The following is a 20087-nucleotide window of genomic DNA, read 5'->3' as shown; positions in this document are numbered from 1 at the left end:
TATATACAGGTTCAGATGCTGGAGGATATTTGTAGGAGGCTTTTTTGTAAGGAGATTCCATGAAAGCAGATACAGTAAAGAAACTCAACAACAACCATTCCGACACCCTCGACTTTAAGATCAGGGACATCCGTCTGGCCGATTTCGGACGTCGCGAGATAGAAATTGCCGAACATGAAATGCCGGGACTCATGGCTACCCGCGAAAAATATGGTCCACTGCAGCCTCTGGCCGGCGCGCGCATTGCGGGTAGTCTGCACATGACCATTCAAACGGCGGTTCTCATAGAGACCCTGAAAATTTTGGGGGCCGATGTCCGCTGGGCTTCGTGCAACATTTTTTCCACCCAGGATCATGCCGCCGCCGCCATAGCCGCAGCCGGCGTTCCAGTGTTTGCCTGGAAGGGTGAGACTCTCGAGGAGTATTGGTGGTGCACCAAGAAGGCACTGACCTGGCCCGATGGCAGCGGCCCTCAGCTGGTCGTGGATGACGGGGGAGACGCCACTCTTTTGATCCACAGAGGCTATGCGGCGGAAGAAGATCCGACCATACTCGATGAGCCGACCGGCAACAAAGAACTGCAGATTGTCAATGCCCTGTTGAAACAAACCCAAAAGGATGAGCCACACTTATGGCATCGCGTTGTACGAGGGTGGAAGGGAGTTTCCGAGGAAACCACCACCGGAGTGAACCGTTTGTATCAGATGGCAAGGGAGGGTAAGCTGTTGGTGGCGGCCATCAACGTCAACGATTCAGTGACCAAGAGCAAGTTCGACAACATTTACGGCTGCCGGGAATCTTTGGTGGACGGCATCAAGCGCGCCACAGACGTCATGATCGCGGGCAAGACCGCCGTGGTTTGCGGCTTTGGCGATGTCGGCAAGGGTTCTGCAGAAGCCCTGGCAGCCCACAAGGCTCAGGTGATTGTGACTGAAATCGACCCCATCTGTGCACTCCAGGCTTTGATGGCCGGGTACAAGGTCATGACCCTGGAGGACGCTCTGCCGTTTGGAGACATCTACGTGACGACCACCGGCAACCAGGATGTCATCACCCTGGAGCACATGTGCGGCATGAAGGATCAGGCGATTGTTTGCAATATCGGCCACTTCGATAATGAAATCCAGGTGGACGCACTGAACAACATGCTGGGGGTCAAAAAGGTCAACATCAAGCCCCAGGTGGACAAGTATGAGTTCCCCGATGGGCATGCCATCTACCTGCTGGCTGAAGGCCGGCTGGTCAATCTGGGCTGTGCCACGGGGCATCCCAGTTTTGTCATGTCCAACTCTTTTACCAATCAGACCCTCGCTCAAATTGATCTGTGGACCAATGATCGAGAAATCGGAGTCCATCGGCTGCCGAAAGAATTGGACGAGGAAGTGGCGCGGCTGCATTTGCAAAAACTCGGCGCCAAGCTCACCCGCCTCACCCCGGAACAGGCGGAATACATCGGCGTGCCGGTGGATGGCCCCTATAAGTCGGAGCATTATCGCTATTAGGAAGCCGCGGTTTTCAAAAAAACGATTTTGATACCATGCAGGTCGGGTTTTGTCGCGTGCCATGCGTGACTCAACCCAACCTGCCCCGGGAGATAGTCTTGGGGGCGGCAAGACCGCATGTCTTAGTCGTTGTCAGGACAACCCTACCTGCGCCAGAATTCCGGCACAAATAATACAATGACCGTATAGATTTCAAGGCGCCCCAACAGCATGCAAAAGGTGAGCAGCCATTTGCCGCTGACGGGCAGGTGAGAGTAATTGTCCGCTGGACCGACGCCGCCCAGACCGGGACCGATGTTTCCGATGCAAGCGGCAACGGCGGCGAAAGAAGTGACGACATCCACGTGCATGGCGGCCAACAGGAATGAGGACAGGATAAAAAGCCCCAGATAGATGATGAAAAACCCCCACACACTCTTGATCACATCGTCGGGCACAATGCGCCCGCCGAATTTGACCGGCGTCACCGCGCGCGGATGGATCAGGCGCAGGAGCTCGTGGTAACCGTGCTTGATGAGGAGCATGATACGCATGCACTTCATGCCGCCGCCGGTCGATCCAGCCGAGGCCCCCAGGAACATGCAAAAGAGCAAAAGGCATTGCGGCAGGGCGGGCCACAATTCATAGTCGGCCGTGGCATAGCCGGTGGTAGTCACGATAGAGACCACCTGAAACACGGCATAGCGGAACGATTCGCCCAGACCTTCATAGACAGCCTGAAACACACTCAAGGTCGAAACTACCACAAAGACACTGACGATCCCGCCAAAAAATTGAAACTCGGGATCTTTCAACATGACCAATGGCTTCCCCAAGAGAGCCAGGTAGTGGAGGCTGAAATTGACGCCGGCGATGAACATAAAGAGAGTGATGACGGAATCGATGTAGACACTGTTGTAATGGCCGATAGAAGCATTCTTGGTCGAGAACCCGCCGGTCGCCATGGTGCCAAAGGTGTGGCACAAGCCGTCAAACAGGTCCATCCCGCCGAACATGAGCAAGGCTGTCTCGAGGACCGAAAACAGTACATAGACCTTCCACAAGACCAGCGCCGTGTCGCGGATTCGCGGGCGCAGCTTGTCCGGCACCGGACTTGGGACTTCGGCTTTATACAGTTGCATGCCGCCCACGCCAAGGAAGGGTAAAATAGCAAGTGACAGCACAATAATGCCCATCCCCCCCAGCCAATGGGTCAAACTTCTCCACATGAGGATACCGCGCGGAACCACCTCTATATTGGTTAGAACAGAGGCCCCTGTGGTGCTGAATCCGGAGACCGATTCAAAAAAAGCGTCAGTGAACGCATCAAAGGTCCCTCCCAGGTAGAACGGCAACGCTCCCACCAGGCCTGCCGCAAGCCATCCCAGGGCGACGATTGCCATTCCCTCGCGATGCGAAATGATGGGATTTTCTGCACTGCGAAACAGCAGGAATAAGGTAAGACCAAAGCCGACCGTGAGGAGCATTGCTTTGATGAGGGGCAGGGCACTGTCATCCCGATAGACCATGGCGCAGGCGATAGGCAGTGCCATGGTCAGGCCAATACAGCCAATAAGCGCCCCAATGGTACGCAGGACATAACGCCAGCGCATTAAAAATACTCCAGTTTGACCATGAGCTCCTGCTCGACCCGCGAAATATTCTTGCGGGTGGACAGAATAATCACACGGTCGCCCGGTCGGACGATGCTCTCCCCATCAGGAATGATGCTTTTCTCATCCTGCAGAATGGCCAAAACGATCGCCCCTTTGGGAAAACGCAAATCCTTGAGAGGCGTTCCCACGATTCCCGAAGTTTCCAAAGCCACCGCTTCGAGCACTTCGGCCTCCTCACCTTTCAGTGAAACGGCGGATAAAACCTTACCCTTGCGCACATGCAAGATGATGGAATTTATCGCGGAAAGGCGCGGACTGACGATCTGGCCAAGCCCTATGGCCCCGATGATGGGCATGTAATGGAACTTGTTGATGCGGGTCATGGTGCGCTTCGCTCCAAGACTCTTGGCAAGCAACGAGGAAAGAACATTGGCTTCTTCATTGCCGGTAAGAGAAATGGCGACATCGATCTCCCGGATGTTTTCTTCTTCCAACAGCTCTCTGTCAGTACCGTCTCCGTGCAGGACAATGGTGCTGTTGAGCGCAGCGGCTAGAAAGTTGCACCGCTCCATGTCCTGTTCGATGAGCCGGATATGATATGGTTTGGTCTCGAGTTGGAGAGCAAGGCGCATTCCGATGTTGCCGCCTCCGACTATGAGAATATTGCGTATCGGCTCGGCCTTGCTCCCGAAGATTCTTAAGACTTTGCGCAGCTCATCCGCTTCGCAAACAAAGTAAACCAGATCCTGCGCCCGGATGCGATCTTTTCCGCCCGGGATAATCAAACGTTCATTCCTGAATATGGCCGCGATGAGAAACCTCAAGGCACCCGTTTTCTGGCGCAGGTCCTGTAGGCGTATTCCCGCAATGGGGCTGGACGGCCCGATTCGAAGCCCCACCAGTTTGACGCGCCCGTCAGCAAAGTCGCTCACATGCTCTGCGTCCGGAACTGCCAATGATTTTTCTATGGTTCTGACGACTTCGATCTCGGGATTGATCACCGTGTGAATGTCCAGGCTCTTCTCAACCAATTCGGGCCAATGGTGCGTGTAATCTTCATCTCTGATGCGGGCCAGTTTGACTATGCCGGGCTCCAGTGCATTGGCGAACAGGCAAGCCACAAGATTGGTTTCATCGCTGTCCGTTACCGCCAGAAAGGTATCCGCTCCACGAATGCCCGCTTCTTCCAGAATGCTCGGACTGCTTCCCGACCCCTGCAGGGTCTGAACATCGAGCAAATCCGTGAAGCGCCTCAGTGCTTCAGCTCGTTTGTCGATAACCACCACTTCTTTGTTCTCATAGGCCAGTCGCTGGGCAATGTGAAAGCCAACTTCACCCGCACCGACAATTATGATTCTCAAATTCTACCGTCCTCTATGGCTGATTCCGTATGCAACCCATCCTCTGTTCCTTCGCCACATCCCATCCTTCTAATCCAGAAAAACTGAGATGACCAGCTCAATCTTTAGGCCGCTAAAATGGGCATGGGAGCACGTTCAGGGGTGTTACTGAGAAGGAAAATGCACCGCTTAACCTGGACACAATGACTCACCTTATGATATGGAACAGGCTATATTCGGTTAACATAAAACATTGCATTGTTTTTCTTGGCTTTTCTGAAAGCGCCGAGCGCCGAACAGCCATTTCAAGGAATAATGCGAACAGCGACATCACGCGCGGCGGATGCGTCACGGAAAGGATCAATCCATGATTATTGTGGGAGAAAAAATCAATACGAGCCGCACCCGGATAGCTGCCGCAGTGGAAAATCAAGACTCCCATTTCATTGGTCAAATAGCGATCCAACAGGCCCAGGCGGGCGCTCATTTCATCGATGTCAATGCCGGAACTTTTCTCGAGCGAGAGAGCGAATGTCTCCGCTGGCTGGTGGAAACGGTCCAAAACGCCGTAGACCTCCCGTTGTGCCTTGACAGTCCCAGCCCGCAAGCATTGACCGAGGCCATGAAGGTTCACAGAGGGGAGCCCATGATCAACTCCATCTCCCTGGAAACGGAACGACTCGAAGCTCTACTGCCGGTTGTCGCCGGTCAGCCCTGCCACATCGTGGCCCTGTGCATGGCACAGACCTCGATGCCCAGCACCGTCGCGGAAAGGGTGGAGGTCGGCTCGCAGCTGATCAAGCATCTCACCGAACGTGGAGTTCCATTGGAAAGAATTTACGTTGATCCTCTCATTCAACCCGTTTCAGTGGACACGCAGATGGGCGGAGCGGCCCTCGGCGCTATCCAAAGAATCATGGCGGAATTCCCGGGAGTGAATACCATCTGCGGCCTGTCCAACATTTCCTTCGGCCTCCCGGTGAGGCGCCTCATCAATCGAAATTTTCTCGTACTGTGCATGGCTCACGGCCTGTCAGCAGCGATTCTGGACCCGACCGACAAGCAGTTGATGGCGGCTCTTTTGTCGGCGGACATGCTGCTCGGAAACGATGAATACTGTGAAAAATATATCGAAGCCTACCAGCAAGGTCTCATCACCGATCGATAACACCTCAATACCCGATTTTTTCCAACAGCAATGCTCCACGAAAGGGGGAAGCAATGGCCGAATTCAACGCATTGACTGAAAGTGTCATCAAAGGAGACATCAAGAGTGCCGTGGCGGAAACGCAAAAAGCCCTGGAGACCGGACAGGACATTCAGTCAATCATTGACGATGGTCTCATAAGAGCCATGGATGATGTGGGAGAAAGGTTTTCCAAGGGGCAGATCTTTGTTCCCCAAATGCTGCGCTCGGCCAAGACCATGCAAGAGTGCATGAAACTGATACAGCCGCACTTCAAAGAAGGTGACGTTAAGGCCAAAGGCAAGGTGGTCATCGGAACCGTGAAGGGAGACCTGCACGACATCGGCAAGAACCTTGTCTCCATGATGCTGGAGGGCGCCGGATTTACCATCATCGACCTGGGCGTGGATGTGAACCCCGAAGCGTTTGTGGAAAAAGTGAAAGAAACCGAGGCCGACATCATGGGCATGTCGGCTCTGCTATCCACCACCATGCCCGCCATGCGTCATACCATCGATGCCTTGAAGGAGGCGGGAATCCGGGACCAGGTGAAGGTGATGATCGGAGGAGCCCCAGTGACAGACGATTTTGCCCGAGAAATTAAGGCGGATGCCTATGCACCCGACGCCGGTTCTGCAGTGATCCAGACCAAGAAACTACTGGGACTATCCTGACCTCGGTCAATAGGGAGGAGAGCGAGCAATGAGACCAATTGAAATTCCCACTTTTCAGCCGCGCATGAAGGTCCTGAACCGTGAACAAGCGCTCGCCATACACACAGCGGCGCTGGAAATATTGGAAAAGACGGGCATTAAAATGGAGCACCCAACCGTGCTGGAAGCACTCGCCGGAGAAGGCTGCAGAGTATCCGGCAGGGACTGGGTCAAGATCCCGGCATATCTGGCAGAAGAGGCTCTGCACTCGGCACCGCGGCAAATTGCCCTGTACGATCAACAAGGCAACAAGAGCATGCCGCTGACCCATGAAAACCCCTTCTACGGTACAGGTTCGGATGCCACTTTCACGTTCGACATGGAAACCGGCGAACGTCGCCGCAGTGTTTTGAGCGATGTGGCCAACTACGCACGCCTGGTGGACGGACTGGAAAACATCGCCTTTTGCATGTCCATGGCCAATCCCGTTGACGTCCCTGTCATCGAAGACATCTACCTGCAGGTGTTCGCGGAAATGGTCAAGAACACCAATAAGCCCATCGTCTTCATCGCGGACAGCGGCAAAGACATTGCCAGGATATACGAAATCGCCTGCCTGGTGGCGGGCGGAGAAGAACTCCTGCAGCAAAAACCTTTCCTGCTCAACTACTCGGAGGCCATCAGTCCCCTTCGGTTTCCGCAAAATGTCATGGAAAGGCTGATTTTTTGCGCCGAAAAGAAGTTGCCCATTTGCCTGCCCTCGGGTTCCAACGCGGGAGGCGGATCACCCGTGACACTCGCCGGAGCCATGGCTCTCGGCATTGCCGAAAATCTGGCGGGATTGGTCATCCATCAGCTGTTCGGCAAAGGCTCGCCATTTTTGTTCGGTCCCAACGTCAGCGTTTTGGACATGAAATCAACGGTAGTCTCCTACGGCTGCCCCGAATGGAGCCTGACCCAGGCGGCTCTGGCCGATATGCGGGATGAGCTGTATGGTCTGCCCATTTGGGCCTTCGCCGGGGCATCTGACGCCAAGGTGATGGATGCTCAAGCGGGAGCCGAATCCATGTTTTCCATTATCACCGCCATGCTTTCGCGCTGCAACCTGATTCACGACGTTGGCTTCCTGGAATACGGCAGCACCTCCTCCCTCGAGATGGTCACCATGGCCAATGAATTGGTGGCCATGAGCCGTTTTTTTGTCGGCGGTATTCCGGTAAACGATAACACGCTGGCACTGGACGCCATAGAGCGGGTGGCAAGCGGTGAGCCCGGTTCCATATTCCTGATGGACGATCACACCTTCGAACATTTCATGGAAGCCCAGTTTTTGCCCACTTTGCTGGACCGCTCCCGTTATGATTCCTGGGAACAATCGGGCGCCCTTGACATGTATGGCAGGTGTAACAAGGAAGCCAAGAAAATCCTGGCCACACATCAGGTGAATGCCAAATCGGACGTGGTGCTGGAAGAAATCGACCGCTTGCTGAGGAGGTAGCGGGACGGGATGAAGGTCAACAAGGGAACCAGCCTGCCGTTCTACCGGCCGCTCAACCCCGCTCACATAGAAAAAATAGACGGAGCGGCGCGGTGGATACTGGAACATATCGGCATAAAAATCCACGACCGGCATTTTCTGGAGCTCATGGATCAGGGAGGTGCCACGGTCGATTCCGCAACAAGCACCGTCAGGTTTTCTGCTGAACGACTGGACAAGGCCCTGGCCGAAGCCCCCAGGAAGTTTATCCTGCATTCGAGAGACGGTCTAAACGATATCCGCCTGGGCGAAGATCGAGTCTATTTCACCAATGGCGGGCGGGTGTTCCGCGCCCTCGATGTCAACTCCGGCAACTATCGTTTGACGACCCTCGAAGATGTGGCCAACACGGCAGCGCTGGTGAACCGCCTGGCCCATATCAACTTTTACATTATCGCCTGCCAGGCCCATGATTTAGAACCCGAGCATTACCATTTGAACGATTTCTACCATGCTTTCAACGCGACCTCCAAACATGTGATGGGCGGCTGCGACAGCCTTGTCGGCGTGCAGCAGGTATGGGATCTTGCGGCCCTCATGGCGGGCGGTGAACAGCAACTGAAAGAAAGGCCCTTTTTTTCGGTCATCACCAATCCCATTAGTCCCCTCACCATCGAATCCAACACGCTGAACATACTGGGCTTCTGCTGCAGTCACGGCATTCCTGCCACCTGCGCCCCGGCGCCCATCTGCGGTGCGACCGCACCCGCCACTCTGGCAGGAGCGCTCACCCAGATGCACGCCGAAGCCCTGGCGGGAGTGGCCATCGCACAGATTTTTGCGCCAGGATCGAAGGTCCTGTACGGAGCGGTTCTCACGGCGATGGATTTGAGAACCATGGACTTCACCATGGGATCGGTGGAAATGGCCATGATGAACGCCGCCGCTGTGCAATTGGCCAAGCGCTATGATTTGCCCATCTACGCCTCGGCCGGTGTGACCGAATCCAAACGGCCGGACGTCCAGGCCGGATCGGAAAAAAGCTTTTCCAATCTGATGGTGGCCATGGCCGGTGGAGACTGCGTCCATCTGGCAGCGGGAATGCTGGATTCGGGCAATTCCATTTCCTACGAGCAATACGTCATCGACAATGAAATCCTCGGCATGGTGCAAAGAATTTTGGCCGGCATCAACGTCACTGAAGAAACCCTGGCTTTGAGCGTCATCCAAAAGGTCGGGCCAGGAGGCAATTATGTCATGGAAGACCACACCATTGATCATATGATGGACGAGTTCTTTTATCCCGATCTGTGTGAACGGCATTTATTCGACATATGGGTCCAGCAGGGCAGGCCCAATATGTTGAGCCGAGCGACTGCCATGGTGGAAAACATCCTGGAGGCGCATAAAGATTGTCTGGATCCGCAGTTGAACAGCAGGATCAGGAGTGCATTTCCCGGCATAAAAGATGTCTGATGCAGAACGGAGCTCGTTTTTCCGTGTTTTCCCGAAATGAAGAGCGGCTTGCCCAACAACCCTCGCAGACGCGCATCATTGCTTGCGGCGTGTTCCAGCCCGCCCTGGTGCACCTGCGATTGACCGCCAAATACAAGACGCTCAGCATCAGCTTTCTTCCCTCCTACCTGCACATGCACCCGAAGCGATTGAAAACCCAATTGCTCAACAGGATCATCCCTGCAAAAATGAACAGGGAGCGGTTAATATGCCTGTACGGCAATTGCTTTGCGGGCTTTGGCGAGTTTTGTGCACGCTACGGTGTCCAACGGGTGGCGGCAGCCCACTGTTATGAGCTCTTCCTTGGCGGCGCCAGATTCCGCCAAATAGTTGACGCCGAAGCGGGCTCTTATTTCATGGAAAGAGATCTCCTTGTAAACTTCGAATCGTATTGCCTCAAACCCCTGGAGCTCCAGGACGATGAAATGCGTCAATTCTTTTTCGGAAAATACAAGCAGCTCATCTATGTGCGCCAGCCGACGGATCAAGACTTGCTGCCGCGAGCCAAAGAGCTGGCCGATTTTTTGCGTCTGTCGCTCCAGGTGGTGGAAGCGGACTACGCTGAATTGGAAAGGAAGATCAGCGAACTGATTTGATTCCGGTAATCATGAGAAAACCCAAGAATCATAAGCCAAAGAAGAAAAAGCAAACCGTCAGGTTGCCGCCATCCAAGAGGCACAAACCCAAGTATGTGTGGCTCAACGTGTTGCCGGATGATCTGTGGATCAGAGTGCGCCGCGGCAAGACCATCTGGGAAGCTCTGCAGAAGGCCGCAGTCCACCTGGAGGGCGACTGCGGCGGTCTCGGCAAGTGCGGTAAATGCAAAGTGAAAGTTCTGTCGTTTATCGGTCCCCCTTCCAAAGAAGCAACCGAGCTTCTCACCGAAGAGGAGATCAAGGACGGCTTGCGTCTCACCTGCCGCAATAAGATCAAGAAAGACCTGGTGATTTATCTCGGTGAACCGCAACCGGACCAGGAATTTTTTCAAATACTCAAGACTGGTTACCGGCCCCCCTTGCAGCTCGATCCATTGATCGACAAACGCCTGGTCACCATTTCCCCGGAGCTCCAGAAACAGGAGCTGTCCGAAATGGATCGCATCCGCCGCGCAATGGGACCCGAAGGACGAAATTTACAGGTTCCTCTGCATTGTCTGCGAACTTTGCCGCAAATCTTTGGGAAGACCTCATACCACGGCGCTGTGGTGCTGCACGAGAACAGTATGCTGGCCTGGCAGGACTGGGAGTCGGTCGGCAGGCGCTACGGTTTGGTCTTTGATATCGGCACGAGTACCGTGGTGGGAAAACTGATCAGTCTGCTCGATGGCCATGAAGTCGCCGCCATTTCTCACTTGAACAGCCAGATCAGGCATGGCACCAATGTCATCAGCCGGCTGCAATTCATCAAGGACAACAAGGACGGTCTGAAACGCCTGCACGATCTTCTGTTAAAAGATATGCGCGGCATCACACAACGACTTCTGGAGGTCGGCGAACTCCGGCCCGAAGAGATTTTCATCGCCGTTGCCGCGGGCAACACCACTATGCAGCACATCCTCTTGGCCCTGGATCCGTCCGGTATCGCCGAGGCTCCGTTTTCTCCCATCATCACCGAGGGGATAGTGGTCAAAGCAGAACAGGCAGGTCTCAAGCTTCATCCCGAAGCCCTGCTGTATGTCATGCCCGCCAAATCCGGCTACATCGGGGGCGATCTGATCAGTGTCATCCTCGCTTCCGAAGCCGCAGAGCAGGACAGCGAAATGATCTTGGGCCTCGATCTCGGCACCAATGGCGAGATTTTTCTGGGCAACCGGAGCCGCTTGTTGACCTGTTCAACCGCTGCCGGTCCCGCTCTCGAGGGTGCCAGAATTTCTCATGGAGCCATAGCCAGGGTGGGGGCCATCGAGGCGGTGCGCATGGTCGATGGGCAAATCCAGTTTCAAATCATCGGCAACGTCAAGCCGAAAGGCATCTGTGGCAGTGGTCTGGTGGATCTGGTGGCGGTGCTGCTGCATTGCGGCATCATCGACTGCGAAGGGCTGATCCATCCCACAACCAACGAGGATACAGCCCATCTCAATGGCAGACTGGTGGAGAATTCCGGGGTCTACGATTTTTTAATTGCGTCGCCTGAGGAAAGCCATAACGGCCGCCCAATCTATCTGAAGCAAAACGACGTGCGCGAACTGCAACTGGCCAAGGGCGCCATCGCGGCAGGCATACGCTCGCTGATGCACGAGATGAAGATTGAAGTCGGGGCGATTCGCCACATTTACCTGGCCGGTGCCCTGGGTAACTACATCAATCCTTTCAGCGCCATGCGCATCGGACTCATTCCCACGGTGAATCCGGATATCGTCAAATCCATCGGTAATGCCGCCAGCACCGGGGCCTCCATGGTTCTTCTTTGCCGCAACAGCTGGCACATGGCCAAGCTCCTGGCGGATTTCATCGACCATGTGGAACTCTCCCATAGAGCCGATTTCAATCAACATTTCATCGAGCACATGGACTTCCCGCGGGATAATCTGTGGTAGGTGCGCTCGTTGGCAGCCGACCGTCGGTGGCTTCCCACTTTCATCCGCGCTGCAGCACCTCGCCCAGCGCGGCACAGTACTCCTCGCTTTGCGGGCCCACCGGCTTGAGCTCGATTGCCGCCGGCGACGCCGCCCCAAGTCCGAGCTCGACTGCTCTGGCGAGCTGCTCCTGGCTGAAAATGGGTCGGTTCATGATCTGGTCGTTACTGCCCAGATATTTGAGCAATGCCACTCCAACCGCGTCCAGCGCCACCCGGTCGGTGGCAGCCAGGAAAGCATCCGCCTTGGCGCGCTTGCCGGTCATCGGTCCACCATCCACAAAGGCGTCTATTGCGTCCATGACCACCAGTTGCGGACTGAACGGCTCATTGATTTCGGCAATCATCTTGCGCTGGTGGGGCGACTGATGCAACTGAGTCATGTATTTGAACCCGTTGCGGGATGTGGGCACCACACCCACATGGAGCTTCAAAGACAGGGTGAAGACCCCGCCGTATTGGTGCGTCTTGAGACAGCAGGTGGAAACCAGGCATTCCGCTTCGAGGACAGGGCGAGCGATGCGAAAACCCTTGGGCCAGTGGCTTCCTTTGGGCTTGAATTCCACCCAGTCCTTCTTATTCAAGTCGTCAAAGTTGAGGATGCGAACATCCTTTTGCTGCAACAGGGGAATGACCCCTTTCTGCTGCATGACCTCCAGGGTTGGCGGATAGCTCCTTTCCCCCAGGCTGATGGAGCGCGCCCCCATGTTCCAGAGGGTATCCACCAGGGCCATGAGCGTGTCATTGTGGGTAGACCCGGGAGTCGGATCGGCGGTATTGAAGTTTGGTTTGATCAAGACCTCCTTGCCCTTTACAGGATTTATCCCCAGGGCCCCCACACAGGCCTCAACACCGTGCCTCCTGTCATCGGTTTTAACAAAGGTCACACGACTCATCTGTCACTCCTTGAATTTGCCGGGAGCTTGTTGGAAAGCTCCCGGGTTTCCAAACCGGGCAACTGCGGCAGGCACCGCCCTCGCCTGACGGTAACGGGAACGGTCAGCAACACCATGCGACTGCCAATGCTCGATGCAGAAATCAGGATACCCCTTCACATGGCTGGCTGCAAAGTCAAATGTGCATTATGCGCGGTTTGCCGGCTTGCTCAGGCATTCTGTTGAAAGCCCGTGCTCGGTTTTGATTGCATTCGGAAAGAGAGAGAAGCCGCGATCTGGTTGACAACTGAGTCGTTATGAGTAAAATTCGGTCCGAACTTTTCGGAGGTCGGGTTCTACGGCTGCGTTTTGTGTGGCGGCATGAACGACACCATGAGTTCATCCTGCAGCTGTAACACCCTCCCTTCGATACCCCGGCAGATGCGGTGCAAACGGTTGCCACGCCGTAAACCGGCACTTGATCTGACCCGCCAGGTCAGGACGGAAAGTAAAACGAGAAACCAGGAGATGCGCCTGTGATTGAAGCCAAATCACTCACCATGCACTATGGAACCACCCGGGCGGTAGAAGATGTCAGCTTCAGGGTGGAGCGGGGGGAGATCCTCGGGCTTTTGGGGCCCAACGGAGCCGGCAAAAGCACGATCATGAATATTTTAACCACGCAGATCGCACCCACTTCGGGAACAGCATCCATCGAAGGATTCGACGTCATCGACCAACCCATCGAGGTGCGCAAGCATACCGGATATCTACCCGAGAATGTTCCCCTTTATATGGATATGGAAGTGGGGGAATACCTGCATTTCGTGGCGGAAGGCCGCGGGCTGCAGGGATCAGAGCTGCGCGAGCGCTTGGACTGGGTTATAGTAAAATGCGGCATCAAGGCCATGCTCAGGCGTTTGATTGCGCAGCTTTCCAAGGGCTACCGGCAGCGTGTGGGCCTGGCTCAGGCCCTGGTGCACGACCCCAAAGTGCTGGTTCTGGACGAACCGACCTCGGGGCTCGACCCCCTCCAGATTATCGGCATCCGGGATCTGGTTAAAGAGTTGTCCGCCGACAAGACCATTATCGTGAGCACGCACATCCTGCAGGAAGTGGAGGCCATCAGTGACCGCATCATCATCATCAATGAAGGACGCATCATAGCAGACGGCTCCCGGGTGGAACTGCAGCAGAGGGCAGCCCAAGGTGCCAGCCGAATGGTGGCCCTGAAAGGCGATCCGTCGGCAATCCTGGGCAATTTGCGTGAACTGCCGCGAGTCAGGAAAGTGACCCAACTGGAGGCGGTCGATCCTGACGGTGTGTGCATCTTTGCCATCGAGAGCGAGGTCGGCCAGGAGATCTGGCTGGATTTGGCTCAAATGGCTCTGCAAAATGGCTGGCTCATCAAAGATTCATGGGAACAGAAACCAAGCCTTGAGGAAGCCTTCATCCAATTGACCCGTGCCACCACGCAACCCCAATAGATTCTGGCAGGAGGAAGGTTTATGCGACAGTTCAGCACTATATTCAAACGTGAATTTGCTGCCTATTTCAATTCGCCGATTGCCTATGTGTATATCATTGTCTTTTTGTTGATCACATCGGGCCTGTACATGTCCACGTTCTTTCTGATGGAACGTGCAGACATGCGCAGTTATTTTGCCATGATGCCGCTGGTGCTCGCGGTTTTCATCCCGGCCATAACCATGCGGCTGTGGGCGGAAGAGCGAAATCTCGGTACCTTGAGCCTGCTGCTCAGCCTGCCCATGAAAAGCGTCATTCTGGTATTGGCTAAGTTTGCGGCAGCTCTCGCTTTTTATCTCATCAGCCTGGCCTGCACCGGCACCATACCTGTTCTCCTGGCCCTGGTCGGCAACCCGGACTGGGGCGCCGTCATCACCGGCTATATCGGGACGGGGCTGGTGGGGTGCCTGTTCCTGGCCGTCGGCATTTTCATTTCGGCCTTGTTCAAAGATCAAATTGTCGCTTTTATTCTGAGTATCATGGCATGCCTGGCCACGGCACTGCTGGGCAACGACTTTGTCGCCGCCTTCATAGACGGATGGGTAGCGGGCCTTGGTCAGGTGCTGCAGAAAGGCCTGGGAGCATCCTATCATTTCGCCGCGTTCGAACGCGGATTGATAGACTCCAGTGATGTCATCTATTTTTTATCGTTCACAGCAGCCTTGCTTATTCTGAATGGCTTCACCCTGGACAGCAAGATCAAGCTGCGGTCTCCCAAGCGGTTTTATGTGGCAACGATCTTTCTGCTCGGCATAGCGTTCATGCTCAACCTGATTGTCTCGGATCTGCGACCGGGACGTATCGACCTTACCGAAGGCCGCATCTACACTGTATCCCCGGCTACCGTGCGCATCCTTTCCACACTGAAAGTGCCGGTCGAGGTCAACTATTACGTGTCGGAGGAAGACAAGATGCCCTCCGCACTAAAGAGCATCCGCCGCGACGTCGAAGACAAGCTTTCAGACCTGGCAAGGCTTTCCCCCAATTTCACCTATCACGTTTACAACCCCGCAGCCGACGCCGACAAGCTGGAGGAACTTGCCCAAAAAGGAATTGTACCGTTTCAGGCACAAAGCATCGAGCGGGACTCCCTCGATATCAAGCGAGTCTATTCGGCGGTTTCCATCACCTACCTGGATAAGAAAACCGAGGTGATCCCGCAGATCGTGCCACAAAACCTGGGAGATCTGGAATATCAGATTGTTTCCAAAGTTCATCGGATGACCCTCGAGGAAAGCCCGAAGGTCGCCATGCTGGCTCCCGTAGAAGCACCTGACCCACGCTTCAATGATCCGCGCATGCGGCAATTGATGATGCAAATGGGACAAATGCCACCTCAGATGACGGACCATTATCAGAAGACGATGCAAATCCTGCGCAGAGAAGATTATCAAGTGAGTCGGATCGCTCTCTCGGAAACGGAACCTTTGCCGCAGGACACACAGACCCTGGTGATTCTCCAGCCGGATGAGCTCGACCCCAGGCAAATTTACGAAATCCAGCGTTTTCTGGCCAAGGGCGGGCGTGTCATTCTGGCGGCACAGACCTACAAATTCAATCTGGCTCCTACCCAACAAGGCGATCTGCAGGTCACCCCAGAGAAACTGCCGGAAAACGTCAACCAGCTGCTGGAGCCGTACGGGGTGCAGCTGGATTCGGGTATTTTGATGGACGAAAACCCTGAAATCTTAAACGTCAGCATGCCGCGCAGGATTGGTGGCCTGTTTAACGCGATGGTCAGCACTCCGGTAAAGATGCCCATGCAGATCCGCATCACTGCGGACGACCTCAATCCTGACATGAGCATAACGAATCGGATCAGTGGCCTGCTCTATCTGTGGGGATGCGCCCTCGACGCAGACCCAAAAGTGCTGGAAAAGAACCAGCTGAAATCAACAATTCTGGCCGATTCAGGACCAACAGCGTGGACCATTCCTTTCAAGAATTCCCCCCTTTCGGCCGATGATTTACTGGTCGAAAGAGGTCGGCAAAAATCATACCCTTTGGCGCTGCAACTGGAAGGACAGTTCCCCGACCCCTACGAAGGCAAAGACGTTCCTCCTTGGCCTGAGGCTCCTCCACCACCCGGTCAGCCACCGCAACCAAAAGCGGAAAAGCCCCCGGAAAAGGCTCCAACCCTAACCAGGGAACCGGGGAAGCTGATAGTGGTGGGTTGTTCGCAAATGTTCACCGACAATGCCATCGAGGCTCTCGACAACGGGTTGTTTTTTCAAAACATGGTGGACGGCCTGGCCTTGTCGGAAGATCTGATCGGCATTCGCACCAAGAGCCAGCCGGTCCGCTACATCGCAACGCTGACGCCCGGGCAGAAGCTGGTCTTGCGTTTCCTCGCTCTGGGCCTGGCGCCTCTGCTCATGGCCGTGTTGGGAGTGGCCCGTTTCCTGCTGCGGAAAAGGCGCCGTGAACACTACGAAAAATCCATTCAAACGGCTGCTGCGGGAGGATGAGATGAGAAATAAGAATTTGGTTCTGTTTGCCTGTGTGCTCATCGTTCTGGTCGCCATTTACATGGTGCAGAAACGCAGCTCGCGGATCTCTGTCGTGGAAACCGGTATCGAGCGATTACTGCCCGACCAGGATCTTGACAAAGTGGTTGAAATCCGTGCCCGACAAGACGGACGGGAGCCTGCAGTGATTTTGCAAAAAACCGAAGACTCCTGGATTGTCCCCAATTATTACGATGCCAGAGCCGACAAGCATAAAATCGAATCGTTTCTCAAAGACATCGAAAACCTGCAGGGCGAAAAGCGGGCTTCCAGCAAGGAACTCTTTCCGACTTTTGCCGTGGGCGATGATCAAGCTTTGCGCGTGGATTTTCTGGGTAAAGACAGGCAGCCACTGCTTGTTTTGCTGGTGGGAAAACCCGGACCGATGGGAAGGGGCTGTTTCGTCCGCTTTATGGACAAAACGGATGTATACCTGATCGACAACAATCTGCTGACGACCTTCGGCATCTTCGGCGAACAGAATAAAAACCCACACCCGAGGATATGGGCCGACCTGAAAATCCTGGCGCCTGGCAAAGATACTTGGTCCCGAGTTGAACTCACTTTACCGCAGGCCGCCGTCATTTTTGCCAAAGAGCAAAAGGCAGTGAAGGATTCGGCAAGCGGCGAGTCCGAAGACGCGAGTGTTGAAGTAAAGCCCCCTGCAATATGGCTGCAAAAAGAGCCCGAAACCCCCAAGTTGGAAGACGTGGACATTCAAAGCACGCTGAATGCTTTGGACAACCTCCGTGCCACCCAGTTGATGGACCCGGCCAAGACCGATTACGGACTGGAAGATCCCACCCATCGAGCTGCAGTGGCGTTGGATGACGGCACCTCGCTGCAGCTGCTGTTCGCTCAACCCGAAGCGGAGGGGCCGGTATACGTCAAAATCAAAGACCATAAACAAGTGTACGAAATTCCCGATTCGGTATTCAAAAATCTTTTTGACAAAGTCGAGAATCAGGTGCAGCCCAAAAAGGCATCGGACGACCAACCAACTGAACAGCAAAGCAAGTGATGACTGCCTGTCACTGGGAGCTCATGGCTTCCAGAACTTCCCAGCGGGCATAGGCCTCATGGAGTTGCTCCTCGAGCTGCTCGATCCTGGTCTTGGCAGCTGCGATTTGAACGCTGTTCTCACGGTAAAATGCTGGATCCGAAAGGGTTTGATACAATTTTTTCTGCTCCTTTTCGAGCATTTCAATTTGACCGGGCAAACCCTCCAGCTCACGCTGCTCTTTGTAGTTCAGCCGTGCTTTTTGTTCCCTTCGAGGCCCTGGTCTTAGTTTAGCGACGGGGCCTTTCTCCACTTTTTTGCGAGGCTCGGTTTTGCGCTGCAACAACCAATCATCGTAGCCTCCCACGTATTCACCGATACGACCCGCTCCCTCGAAAACAAGAGTGCTGGTAACCACATTATTGAGAAAGGAGCGGTCGTGGCTGACCAGAAGCAAAGTGCCGGCAAAGTTCAGGAGCAGTTCCTCCAGCAGTTCCAGGGTCTCACTGTCGAGATCATTAGTCGGTTCATCCATCACCAGCACATTGCACGGCACGGTGAAAAGCTTTGCCAGCAACAGGCGGTTTCGCTCACCGCCCGACAGGATGCGAACGGGAGAGCGGGCACGTTGCGGGGAGAACAGAAAATCCTGCAAATAGCCTATGACGTGGCGAGGCTTACCGTCGAACAGGATCATTTCGTTCCCCTCGCCGACATTTTCAGTCACCGATTTATCCCTATCCAACCGCATTCGAAGCTGGTCAAAATAGGCCACCTGCAGATGGGTTCCGTGCCGAACCACACCCTGATACGGCTGCAGATCCCCCAACAAAAGGCGCAGCAGGGTGGTCTTCCCTGCACCGTTTGGACCAATGATTCCCACCTTGTCGCCGCGCATGATCACCGTGGAAAAATCACGCACCACCAAAGCATCTTGTGCAAAACCGAAACAAAGATCTTCCGCCTCAATCACCAGCTTTCCCGTGCGCACCGCTGCCTGCGCGCGCATGCGCACCGCTGCGGCGCGTTCCCGCCGACTGCGCCGCATCTCACGCATGTCGCGCAGTTTGCGCACCCTCCCCTCGTTGCGCGTGCGCCTGGCCTTAATTCCCTGGCGAATCCAGGCTTCTTCTTTGGCCAGTTTCTTATCGAACTGGATCCACTCCTCCTGCTCGGCTTCCAGAGCCGCTTGCCTGCGTTTCAGAAAAGTTGCATAATCGCACGACCAGTCAAACAAGTTCCCTCTGTCCAATTCCACAATTCGCGTAGCGAGCTTTTGCAGAAACATCCGATCATGGGTTACCAACACCATGGTGGCGGAAAAGCGCAGCAAAAACTCCTCCATCCAGCTTATGGCCTCAATATCGAGATGATTGGTGGGCTCATCCAGGAGCAGCACATCGGGGTCCCTCACCAGGCCCCGGGCAAGCATCACGCGGCGCTTGAGGCCGGCGGAGAGAGTCTCGACCAAAATATCAGGGGCCAGATTCATGAGGGACATGATCCGGCCGACTTTCAATTGTTCGCGCCACTCGGCCCCTTCATGGGCAGCTACCGGCGCACCATCGCCATCCTCCAGGAGGCCGCCCGCGACAACTTGGGCAATAGTGCCCTGGAGTCCCTGTGGAACTTCCTGGGGTAGCAGTGCAATCTTAACACCAGGAGCGCGAATGATCTCCCCCGCATCAGCCTGAACATCCCCTTTGATCAAGCGCAACAAGGTGGATTTCCCCGCCCCGTTCCGGCCCACCAGGCAAATGCGCTCACCACCTTCAATCTGCCAATTAACACCATCGAGTAGGGGAGCACCGCCAAAGCTCATACCTACCCCTCGCATACTGATCAAAGCCATTCCCCGTTCACTCTCCCGTATCCAAAATCTGCAGACGTTCTCAACATGCCGGCCAATTGTTCCGGTTAAGGTCCAAGGGTACCTTATCGCCCGAGGTCGGCAACGGGTTTCGCTTCGCTCTACCCCTCCTGCTTTCGATCCACCAAAGGAACCAGGTGATCAGGACGGGGAAAGCCGCATGGACCCCATGACAAAGTCCGTCAGGATTCCAGGCAACGCCAATGAAACGCCTCACCCTCACAGGGCACAAGCCGGCTGCAGGGACTCACCCCCCCCCCCAACAATTAAAACACACGAGCCAGAACACGAACAAGCCCCGCCTTAAGATCCTGGCAGTTCCCACCGCCTTTGGCCCGCTCGGATCGAGACAAAACGATCAGTTCGACCAGCAAAACCCCTGTCAGGATCTGGTCCCAGAGGGCTCCCTCTGCCGCGGGGAGCAGAGGAATTTACCGTTCTTGGGCAACGCCGCAGGATCACCAAG

General features: G+C 55.0%; 14 protein-coding genes. 10 read left to right on the top strand and 4 right to left on the bottom strand.

What is annotated here, in order from left to right:
* Positions 1-59 precede the first annotated feature (59 nt).
* Positions 60-1502 (top strand): adenosylhomocysteinase, encoded by a 1443-nt coding sequence (gene ahcY / locus K1V27_RS04780; RefSeq protein ID WP_258928416.1) that lies wholly within the window; start codon positions 60-62, stop codon positions 1500-1502.
* Between the two features lie 143 nt (positions 1503-1645).
* Here the strand turns inward: ahcY and K1V27_RS04775 are convergent, their stop codons facing one another.
* Both K1V27_RS04775 and trkA read right to left on the bottom strand, forming a co-directional pair.
* Positions 1646-3094: a TrkH family potassium uptake protein gene (locus K1V27_RS04775; RefSeq protein WP_258928415.1), complete on the bottom strand. Its 1449-nt coding sequence runs from the start codon at positions 3092-3094 to the stop codon at positions 1646-1648.
* The gene (gene trkA, locus K1V27_RS04770) at positions 3094-4458 is read right to left on the bottom strand and encodes a Trk system potassium transporter TrkA (RefSeq protein ID WP_258928414.1); all 1365 of its coding nucleotides are present in this window, start codon (positions 4456-4458) and stop codon (positions 3094-3096) included. The genes K1V27_RS04775 and trkA overlap by 1 nt, the downstream gene beginning before the upstream one ends.
* Before the next feature lie 346 nt (positions 4459-4804).
* Here trkA and K1V27_RS04765 point away from each other — a divergent pair, with 346 nt between their 5' ends.
* From K1V27_RS04765 to K1V27_RS04740, 6 genes are read left to right on the top strand one after another with little or no spacing between them, the layout of a single operon-like run.
* Entirely contained in the window at positions 4805-5605 is an 801-nt protein-coding gene (locus tag K1V27_RS04765; protein WP_258928413.1) for a methyltetrahydrofolate cobalamin methyltransferase, read from the top strand.
* Between the two features lie 53 nt (positions 5606-5658).
* Entirely contained in the window at positions 5659-6297 is a 639-nt protein-coding gene (locus K1V27_RS04760) for a cobalamin B12-binding domain-containing protein (protein WP_258928412.1), read from the top strand.
* Positions 6298-6325: 28 nt separating this feature from the next.
* Positions 6326-7774, top strand: coding sequence for a trimethylamine methyltransferase family protein (locus K1V27_RS04755; RefSeq protein ID WP_258928411.1), 1449 nt, complete (start codon positions 6326-6328; stop codon positions 7772-7774).
* Between the two features lie 9 nt (positions 7775-7783).
* On the top strand, positions 7784-9229 hold the full coding sequence (locus K1V27_RS04750; protein ID WP_258928410.1) for a trimethylamine methyltransferase family protein: 1446 nt from the start codon (positions 7784-7786) through the stop codon (positions 9227-9229).
* Positions 9229-9864, top strand: coding sequence for a DUF1638 domain-containing protein (locus K1V27_RS04745; protein WP_258928409.1), 636 nt, complete (start codon positions 9229-9231; stop codon positions 9862-9864). The genes K1V27_RS04750 and K1V27_RS04745 overlap by 1 nt, the downstream gene beginning before the upstream one ends.
* A gap of 11 nt (positions 9865-9875) precedes the next feature.
* Complete coding sequence (locus K1V27_RS04740; protein WP_258928408.1) at positions 9876-11804, top strand: ASKHA domain-containing protein; 1929 nt, start codon at positions 9876-9878, stop codon at positions 11802-11804.
* A gap of 40 nt (positions 11805-11844) precedes the next feature.
* Here the strand turns inward: K1V27_RS04740 and K1V27_RS04735 are convergent, their stop codons facing one another.
* A complete protein-coding gene (locus tag K1V27_RS04735) occupies positions 11845-12738 on the bottom strand; it encodes a DUF362 domain-containing protein (protein WP_258928407.1) in 894 nt (297 codons plus the stop codon).
* A 515-nt stretch (positions 12739-13253) separates the two neighbouring features.
* Between K1V27_RS04735 and K1V27_RS04730 the strand changes: the two genes are divergently transcribed.
* From K1V27_RS04730 to K1V27_RS04720, 3 genes are read left to right on the top strand one after another with little or no spacing between them, the layout of a single operon-like run.
* Complete coding sequence (locus K1V27_RS04730) at positions 13254-14204, top strand: ABC transporter ATP-binding protein (protein WP_258928406.1); 951 nt, start codon at positions 13254-13256, stop codon at positions 14202-14204.
* A 21-nt stretch (positions 14205-14225) separates the two neighbouring features.
* Positions 14226-16712: a DUF4350 domain-containing protein gene (locus K1V27_RS04725; RefSeq protein WP_258928405.1), complete on the top strand. Its 2487-nt coding sequence runs from the start codon at positions 14226-14228 to the stop codon at positions 16710-16712.
* Between the two features lies 1 nt (position 16713).
* Positions 16714-17772, top strand: coding sequence for a DUF4340 domain-containing protein (locus tag K1V27_RS04720; RefSeq protein ID WP_258928404.1), 1059 nt, complete (start codon positions 16714-16716; stop codon positions 17770-17772).
* Between the two features lie 10 nt (positions 17773-17782).
* Here the strand turns inward: K1V27_RS04720 and K1V27_RS04715 are convergent, their stop codons facing one another.
* Positions 17783-19603, bottom strand: coding sequence for an ATP-binding cassette domain-containing protein (locus K1V27_RS04715; protein WP_258928403.1), 1821 nt, complete (start codon positions 19601-19603; stop codon positions 17783-17785).
* Positions 19604-20087 lie beyond the last annotated feature (484 nt).

It is taken from the genome of Desulfoferrobacter suflitae (assembly GCF_022603395.1).
Lineage (GTDB): Bacteria > Desulfobacterota > Syntrophobacteria > Syntrophobacterales > Syntrophobacteraceae > Desulfoferrobacter > Desulfoferrobacter suflitae.
The sequence above is the reverse complement of the archived record's forward strand: the minus strand, read 5'-3'. Positions and strand labels throughout refer to the sequence as shown.

Excerpts from the sequence above, each read along its gene's own strand:
- ahcY (WP_258928416.1), top strand. The coding sequence starts at position 60 with ATGAAAGCAGATACAGTAAAGAAACTCAACAACAACCATTCCGACACC.
- K1V27_RS04775 (WP_258928415.1), bottom strand. The coding sequence starts at position 3,094 with ATGCGCTGGCGTTATGTCCTGCGTACCATTGGGGCGCTTATTGGCTGT.
- K1V27_RS04765 (WP_258928413.1), top strand. The coding sequence starts at position 4,805 with ATGATTATTGTGGGAGAAAAAATCAATACGAGCCGCACCCGGATAGCT.
- K1V27_RS04760 (WP_258928412.1), top strand. The coding sequence starts at position 5,659 with ATGGCCGAATTCAACGCATTGACTGAAAGTGTCATCAAAGGAGACATC.
- K1V27_RS04755 (WP_258928411.1), top strand. The coding sequence starts at position 6,326 with ATGAGACCAATTGAAATTCCCACTTTTCAGCCGCGCATGAAGGTCCTG.
- K1V27_RS04750 (WP_258928410.1), top strand. The coding sequence starts at position 7,784 with ATGAAGGTCAACAAGGGAACCAGCCTGCCGTTCTACCGGCCGCTCAAC.
- K1V27_RS04745 (WP_258928409.1), top strand. The coding sequence starts at position 9,229 with ATGCAGAACGGAGCTCGTTTTTCCGTGTTTTCCCGAAATGAAGAGCGG.
- K1V27_RS04740 (WP_258928408.1), top strand. The coding sequence starts at position 9,876 with ATGAGAAAACCCAAGAATCATAAGCCAAAGAAGAAAAAGCAAACCGTC.
- K1V27_RS04735 (WP_258928407.1), bottom strand. The coding sequence starts at position 12,738 with ATGAGTCGTGTGACCTTTGTTAAAACCGATGACAGGAGGCACGGTGTT.
- K1V27_RS04725 (WP_258928405.1), top strand. The coding sequence starts at position 14,226 with ATGCGACAGTTCAGCACTATATTCAAACGTGAATTTGCTGCCTATTTC.
- K1V27_RS04720 (WP_258928404.1), top strand. The coding sequence starts at position 16,714 with ATGAGAAATAAGAATTTGGTTCTGTTTGCCTGTGTGCTCATCGTTCTG.
- K1V27_RS04715 (WP_258928403.1), bottom strand. The coding sequence starts at position 19,603 with ATGGCTTTGATCAGTATGCGAGGGGTAGGTATGAGCTTTGGCGGTGCT.